Here is a 6737-nt window from a genome sequence, read left to right on the forward strand (position 1 = left end):
GCCGTCAGGCCGAGACTTCGCCGCGGTCGTCGGTGGCCCACAGGGTGTGGAACGAGCCGTCCGCGTCCACCCGGCGGTACGTGTGCGCGCCGAAGAAGTCGCGCTGGCCCTGGATCAGCGCCGCCGGAAGCCGCTGAGCGCGCAGCCCGTCGTAGTACGCCAGCGCCGACGCGAACCCCGGCGCCGCAATGCCCTGCTGCGCCGCCAACGCCACCACGCGCCGCCACGCGTCCTGGGCGCCGCCCACCGCCTCCTGGAAGTAGTCGTCCACCAGCAGCGTGGCCAGGCCGGGCTGCTTGTCGTACGCCTGCTTGATGTAGTCCAGGAACTTGGCGCGGATGATGCAGCCGTCGCGCCAGATGGTGGCCATCGCCCCCGGGTCGATGTCCCAGCCGTACTCGGTGCTCGCCGCCTGGATCTGCTGGAAGCCCTGCGCGTACGCGACGATCTTGGACGCGAACAGCGCCTGCTCGACGTCCGCCTGCAGGTCGGTGCCGCCCGCGCCGGCCTGCGGTGCCGGGCCGGGCAGGCCCGCCGCCGCGGCGCGGGTGTCCGGGTCGCCGGACAACGCCCGCGCGAACACCGCCTCGGCGATGCCGCTGACCGGCACGCCCAGGTCCAGCGCCGCCTGCACGGTCCAGCGGCCGGTGCCCTTCTGCTCGGCCTGGTCCAGCACCACGTCCACGAACGGGTGGCCGGTCTTCGCGTCGTTCTGCCGCAGCACCTCGGCGGTGATCTCGATCAGGTAGGACCCGAGCCGGCCGGAGTTCCAGCCCTGGAAGATCTGCGCGATCTCGGCCGGCTCGTGGCCGCCCGCGCGCCGCAGGATGTCGTACGCCTCGGCGATGAGCTGCATGTCGGCGTACTCGATGCCGTTGTGCACCATCTTGACGAAGTGGCCGGCGCCGTCCGGGCCGACGTGCGTGCAGCACGGCACCCCGTCGACCTTCGCGGCGATGTCCTCCAGCAGCGGGCCGAGGGAGACGTACGACTCGGCGGAGCCGCCGGGCATGATGCTCGGCCCGTGCAGCGCGCCCTCCTCACCGCCGGACACGCCCGTGCCGACGAAGTGCAGGCCGCGCTCGCGCAGCGCGGCCTCCCGCCGGCGGGTGTCGGCGAAGTGCGCGTTGCCCGCGTCGATCAGCATGTCGCCCTCGTCGAGCAGCGGCGCGAACTCCTCGATCACGTCGTCGGTCGGCTTCCCCGCCTTCACCATGATCACCACCCGGCGCGGGCGTTCCAGGCTGGCCACGAACTGCTCGGCGGTCTCGGCGGGCAGGAACGTGCCCTCCGAGCCGAATTCCTCGACGAGTTCCTTGGTGCGGCGGTACGTACGGTTGTGCAACGCGACCGTGTGGCCGTGACGCGCGAAGTTGCGCGCCAGGTTGCGCCCCATCACCGCGAGCCCGGTGACGCCGATCTGGGCCTTCTCTGTCATGTTCTCGAATCCTTCCGTCGCCGGTCGCCTTCATTCTTACGTGCCCGCCTGCCGGGTGGTTCGATCACGGGGGTGACCAGGGGCATGTATCGGTCCGGTCACCAGCGCCCGCCCGCCCGCGCGCGCGACGACCATGCGGCGGTACGCTCGCTGCGATGAAGCGCGGCGAGATCTGGACCATCGGCAGCCCCGCCGATCTGCGCTACCGCGTGCTGGTCCTGTCCGCGGACACCTACAACGACCGGTCCAACGCCTCACCGTACTGCGCGCCGATCGTGCGGCAGCGTGGCGCGACCGAGCTTCCGCCGTACGCGGTGGCCCTCACCGAGCAGGATCCGATCACCGGCGTGGTGGTGGTCAACCGGATGCGTCGGCTGCCGGCCGCGGTGGGCGCCGAGCGCATCGGCATGGTCACCGGTGCGAGCATGGCCCGCCTGGCCGCGGCGGTGCGGGACCTGTTCGAGGTCTGACCCGCGCCGCCGCGGCGTTCCGCCCCGAGGGACCGGTCAGCCCAGCGGCTCGTACCGTGGCTCGCTGAAGTCGGCGTGCCGCCCGCCACCGGTCAGGTCCTGGCACCACACCCCGAGGAACGCGCCGGTGAACCCCCACACCTGAGGCTGCCCGCCGGCCACCTCCGTGGCGTGCTCGTCGGACAGCACCGTGGCGTCCAGATGCACCGGCCACCACACGTCGTCGTGCGCGAACCGCAGCACCGCACCGTCCACATCGGCGCGCAGCGTCACCGGGCCGTCCACCGGCACCGGCACGTCGTGCCGGATCAGCCGGCCGCGGTCGCAGCTCAGCAGGTCCGCGACCACGCGACCGTCGTCGTGCCGGGTCAGGTGCGCGTAGTGCCAGTTGCGGGTGTTGTAGTAGGCGACCAGCCCGGCCAGATGCTGGTAGGACGCGGGCGCGAACTCCACGCGTACCGCGAACCGGGCCCGGCGGTGCGCCAGCCGCCGCGCCACCAGGCTGGTCTCGGCCCGCGAGCTGGGCGACTGGCCGCCGCGCAGCCGCAGGTGGCCGGGGCGTTCGGTGAGGCTGACCCAGTCCGGGCCGGCCGGCCGGCGCAGGGTGCTCCACTGTGGTCCCAACTGCGGCGGTCCCAACTGCTGCGGTCCCAACCGCTGCGGTCCCGGCTGCGGCGGTCCCGGGTCCGGGCGGCCGAACCCGTCGCCGGTGTCCGGCCACGGGTGCGGGGTGAGCGCCGGCGCGGGCACCTCGGCGTGCGGCACGGCGCCGTCCACCCGCGGACACCCGCCGGCCGGCCAGGTCACCGATTGCAGCGCCGTCTCCCGGCCCAGCACGCAGGCGCCCCGTTCGGTCAGCGGCCGGGCGGTCAGATGCGCCAGATACCACTCGCCGTGCGGGGTGTCGACCAGGCTGCCGTGCCCGGCCTTCTGCAACTCCAGGTCCGGACGGTGCGCCGCGGTGAGCATCGGCCCGGCCGGGTCCGGTTCGTACGGGCCGAGCACCGACCGTGATCGTGCGACCGTCACCCGGTGGTCCCAGCCGGTGCCGCCCTCCGCGGTCACCAGGTAGTACCAGCCGTCCCGCCGGTACACGTGCGGACCCTCGGTGCACCCCGCCCCGGTGCCGTCGAAGATGATCACCGCGTCGCCGGTCAGCGTGCGCCGCGCCCGGTCGTACTCCTGCGCCACGATGCCGCCCGCCCAGGCCCGGCCCGGCCGCCAGTCGCACTGCACGGACAGCAGCCAGCTACGCCCGTCGTCGTGGAACAGCGACGGGTCGAACCCGCGGGCGTGCAGCGGCACCGGCGGCGACCACGGTCCCGCCGGGGACGGCGCCGTGGTCAGAAAGTTCGGGGTGTCCCAGAACCCGCCGGCGTACCCGGCGACGTTGGTGAACACCAGATGGAACAGGCCGTCGGCGTACGACAGGCAGGGCGCCCACACGCCGCCGGAGTCGGGCGTGCCGAGCAGATCCACCAGCCGCCGCCGGGTCAGCGCGCCACCCAGCTCCCGCCAGTGCGCCAGATCCCGGGAATGGTGCAGGCGCACCGCCGGGAACCACTCGAAGGTGGAGGTGGCGAGGTAGAAGTCGGCGCCCACGCGCAGCACCGACGGGTCGGGATGGAAACCGGGCAGCACCGGGTTGCGGATGGTGGCCGGGGCGGAACGTCGCGGTGCGGTGAGGGTCATCCCTGGACGGCTCCTTGCTGATCTGACCGGCGTGACCGCATGATCCGCCCGGCGTGACCGACCGTAAGGGCCGTCGAAAGATGCCCCAACAAGTTTCGAAACATGTTGGTGACTGCGGTGGCCCGGCACGCACACTGGGCCGCATGACCGGACTCAGGCCGCGTTGCACGCTGGCCACCATCGCCCGTGAGGCGAACGTTTCGGTGCCGACCGTGTCGAAGGTTCTCAACGGGCACAGCGACGTCTCCGCGACCACCCGGGCCTCGATCGAGAAGCTGCTCACCCAGTACGGCTACCAGCGCCCGCGGGCGCCGCGGCGGGGCAACCGCCGCGGCGACCTGATCGACCTGGTGATCAACGAGCTGGACAGCGCGTGGAGCCTGGAGATCCTCACCGGCGTGGAACGCGTGGTGGAGGAGGCCGGGCTCAGCCTGGCCGTCTCGGCGGTGCACAACCGGGCCAGCCTCACCCGGCGCTGGCTGCAGTCGCTTATCTCGCGCAGCTCCCAGGGCGCCATCCTGGTGCTGTCCGAGCTCACCGAGGAGCAGCGCGCCGAACTGGCCCGGCGCACGCTGCCGTTCGTGGTGGTGGACGGGGTGAACGTGCCGCCACCGGAGGTGCCGTCGGTGGGCACCACCAACTTCGCCGGCGGGTACGCGGCCACCGAGCACCTGCTGCAGTTGGGGCACCGGCACATCGCCGCGATCGGCGGGCCGGAGCCGCTGCTGTGCACCCGCGCCCGCATCGCCGGGTACCGGGCGGCGCTGGAGGGCGCCGGCGTCACCCCGCGCCGGGAACTGGTGCGCTACGGCGACTTCCACCATTCCGGCGGGGCGGACGCGGCCCACCGGCTGCTCGCGCTGGACCCCCGCCCGACCGCCGTGTTCGCCGGCAGCGACCAGCAGGCCACCGGCGTGTACGAGGCGGTGCGCGGCGCCGGCCTGCGGGTGCCCGAGGATGTCAGCGTGGTCGGCTTCGACGACCTGAACTTCTCCCGGTGGATGACGCCCGCGCTGACCACGATCCGGCAGCCGCTGCACGAGATGGGCGTGGCGGCGGCCCGCACCCTGCTGCGGATCATCGTGGGGGAACGCCTGGAAAGTCATCGCATCGAGCTGGCGACGGAGCTGGTGCTGCGCGAGAGCACCCGGCCGGCGACAAGCTGACCCGCCGCCGGGCCTGTCCGTTGCCGGGCCTGTCCGCCGCCGGGCCTGTCCGTTGCCGGGCTTGTCCGTTGCCGGGCTTGTCCGTTGCCGGGCCTGTCCGTTGCCGGGCCTGTCCGCCGGCTGGCCGTGTCCGTCGCCGGCCGCAGCGCCGTCTCAGCGGCAGCGGGTGGTGAAACCGGCGTTCGCCAGCCCGGCGCAGAACGACTGGCGTGCGCTCGTGTACCGCGACAAACGCCCGTCGGCGAACCACGTGGAGTTCGGCGGGAAGTCGAAACTGCCGTCCGGCACGCCGTCCCAGCCGTACCGGAGATCCAGGTCGATGTAGACGACCGCGCGGATGACGCCGCTCAGGTCGTAGGTGCCCGCCATGGCAGGAATCGGCCCGCGGTAGTTCATCAGCGCGAACAGCCGGCGCACCCACAGGTCGCCGCGCAGCGGTTCCAAGCCGGATGTGTCGCCACCGTCGGCGGTGAAGTTCATCATCCCGGACTCCGACACGATCATCGGCTTGCCGTGGTCCTGGGCGAACTTCATCATCGCCAGCACGTTGCCGTCATAGTCGAAGTTCGCCCACCGGGCCGCCGGATGGCCGTACTGGTCGGTGCCCACGTACGCGTTGCGGCACTGCAGCGTGCCGGTGTCGTAGTTCTGCGGCGGGGTGCCATTGTAGAGGTATCCGTTGTCGTAGACCGGCAGGCACAGCTCGTGCGCGAAGATCGACACGCCGATCCAGTCGACCACCGCGTCGCCGGGATAGAGCTGGGCGAACTCGCCGCGCACCGGATGGAACACGAACCGCCGGTTGCCGCCGGCCAGCAGCGTGTGCAGCCGGGCGAAGGCACCCTTGTACGACGCGCAGCTCGCGTCGGTGCAGTGGTAATAGCTGGACACCTCGTAGTCCAGGCGCAGGGCGAACGTGGCGGCGGGAAAACGGTTCATGAAGGTGATCAGGTTGGTGAACCGGTCGGCGTGGCGGCCCTGGGCGATCTCGGCGGTCACCTGCCGGGACCGGGCGGCGACGTCGTCGCCGGGGGTCAGGCCGGGCGGGTTGTCCTTCCAGGAGATGCCGACCTGGACGACGGCGCCGCGCTGCGCGAGAAACGTGGCGTAGTCACGGTGCGCGGCGCTGACCCAGTCACCGGAGCCGACTTCGTAGTAGACCGATCCGCCGGCGGGGTCCTGCGTGACGGAACTGAGGTCGTCCCAGGCGGCCCGGGTGGACTGCCCGGCGAGCAGCAGCCGCCCGCCGTCCGCGGCGGTGCCAGCCGGTACGACGTTGCCGGTTGTGCCGTTGCCGGTTGTGGCGTTGCTGGTTGTGTTGTTGCGGGTTGTGACGTTGCTGGTTGTGGCGTTGCCGGCTGTGCCCGCTGCCGTGGTGCCGGTGTTGCCGGTTGTGCCGTTGCCGGCTGTGCCCGCTGCGGTGATGCCGGTGGTGGGCGTGGTGCCGGCGGTCGCGGGGGTCAGGGGGAGCAGGGCAAGGGCGGCCAAGCCCGCGACCAGGGGGATGAGGGAACGTCGCATGGTGACCGACGGTAGTCGCGGTGGCGGCGAAGCCCGAGACGTTGCGCAACCAGGCGCCCCCGCCGTCCCCACCCCCGCCGTCCCTGCCCTGGCCGTCCCCGTCCCCGCCCCGGCCGTCCCTGCCCTGGCCGTCCCCGTCCCCGCCCCGGCTGTCCCCGCCGCCGTCCCCGCCCCGCCCCCGGCCCTCCGCCCCGCCCCGGTGGGCCCAGGTGGCATCGATCTTGAACTTTACGTGCCCGAATAGCACCTAAATCATCCGCTATGCCCGCCCGCAATTCTCAAGATCGGCGCGGTGGGCCGGGGTGGCGCCGTCGATCTTGAGGTTTGCGTGTCCACTTTGGGGTTCAGATGCGACATGTCGGACCGCTAACTACAAGATCTGTGAGTGTTGGTGTCAAGTGGTGGCTTGGAGGGTGCGCCAGATTTGGCGGGCTATGTAGCGTTTGAGGC

Annotated in this window: 5 protein-coding genes; 2 read left to right on the forward strand and 3 right to left on the reverse strand. The window is 72.1% G+C overall.

From position 1 onward, the window contains the following. Positions 1-4: 4 nt before the first annotated feature. Positions 5-1438, reverse strand: a complete 1434-nt coding sequence (gnd, locus tag IEY73_RS13520; RefSeq protein ID WP_189079530.1) for an NADP-dependent phosphogluconate dehydrogenase — start codon at positions 1436-1438, stop codon at positions 5-7. Positions 1439-1593: 155 nt separating this feature from the next. Between gnd and IEY73_RS13525 the strand changes: the two genes are divergently transcribed. Next, the gene (locus tag IEY73_RS13525; protein ID WP_189079531.1) at positions 1594-1908 is read left to right on the forward strand and encodes a type II toxin-antitoxin system PemK/MazF family toxin; all 315 of its coding nucleotides are present in this window, start codon (positions 1594-1596) and stop codon (positions 1906-1908) included. Positions 1909-1944: 36 nt separating this feature from the next. Here IEY73_RS13525 and IEY73_RS13530 read toward each other — a convergent pair whose 3' ends face one another. Beyond that, positions 1945-3600, reverse strand: coding sequence for a glycoside hydrolase family 43 protein (locus IEY73_RS13530; RefSeq protein ID WP_189079532.1), 1656 nt, complete (start codon positions 3598-3600; stop codon positions 1945-1947). 143 nt (positions 3601-3743) lie between these two features. Between IEY73_RS13530 and IEY73_RS13535 the strand changes: the two genes are divergently transcribed. Further along, positions 3744-4766, forward strand: a complete 1023-nt coding sequence (locus IEY73_RS13535) for a LacI family DNA-binding transcriptional regulator (RefSeq protein WP_189079533.1) — start codon at positions 3744-3746, stop codon at positions 4764-4766. 153 nt (positions 4767-4919) lie between these two features. Here IEY73_RS13535 and IEY73_RS13540 read toward each other — a convergent pair whose 3' ends face one another. After that, positions 4920-6287 carry a glycoside hydrolase family 26 protein gene (locus tag IEY73_RS13540; RefSeq protein WP_189079534.1) on the reverse strand — a complete coding sequence of 456 codons (1368 nt, stop codon included), beginning with the start codon at positions 6285-6287 and terminating at the stop codon, positions 4920-4922. Positions 6288-6737: the final 450 nt, after the last annotated feature.

Source organism: Mangrovihabitans endophyticus, from assembly GCF_014646155.1.
Taxonomy (GTDB): domain Bacteria; phylum Actinomycetota; class Actinomycetes; order Mycobacteriales; family Micromonosporaceae; genus Actinoplanes; species Actinoplanes endophyticus.

Coding starts and splice junctions, on each gene's coding strand:
- IEY73_RS13530 (WP_189079532.1), bottom strand. CDS start 3,600: ATGACCCTCACCGCACCGCGACGTTCCGCCCCGGCCACCATCCGCAAC.
- IEY73_RS13525 (WP_189079531.1), top strand. CDS start 1,594: ATGAAGCGCGGCGAGATCTGGACCATCGGCAGCCCCGCCGATCTGCGC.
- IEY73_RS13535 (WP_189079533.1), top strand. CDS start 3,744: ATGACCGGACTCAGGCCGCGTTGCACGCTGGCCACCATCGCCCGTGAG.
- IEY73_RS13540 (WP_189079534.1), bottom strand. CDS start 6,287: ATGCGACGTTCCCTCATCCCCCTGGTCGCGGGCTTGGCCGCCCTTGCC.
- gnd (WP_189079530.1), bottom strand. CDS start 1,438: ATGACAGAGAAGGCCCAGATCGGCGTCACCGGGCTCGCGGTGATGGGG.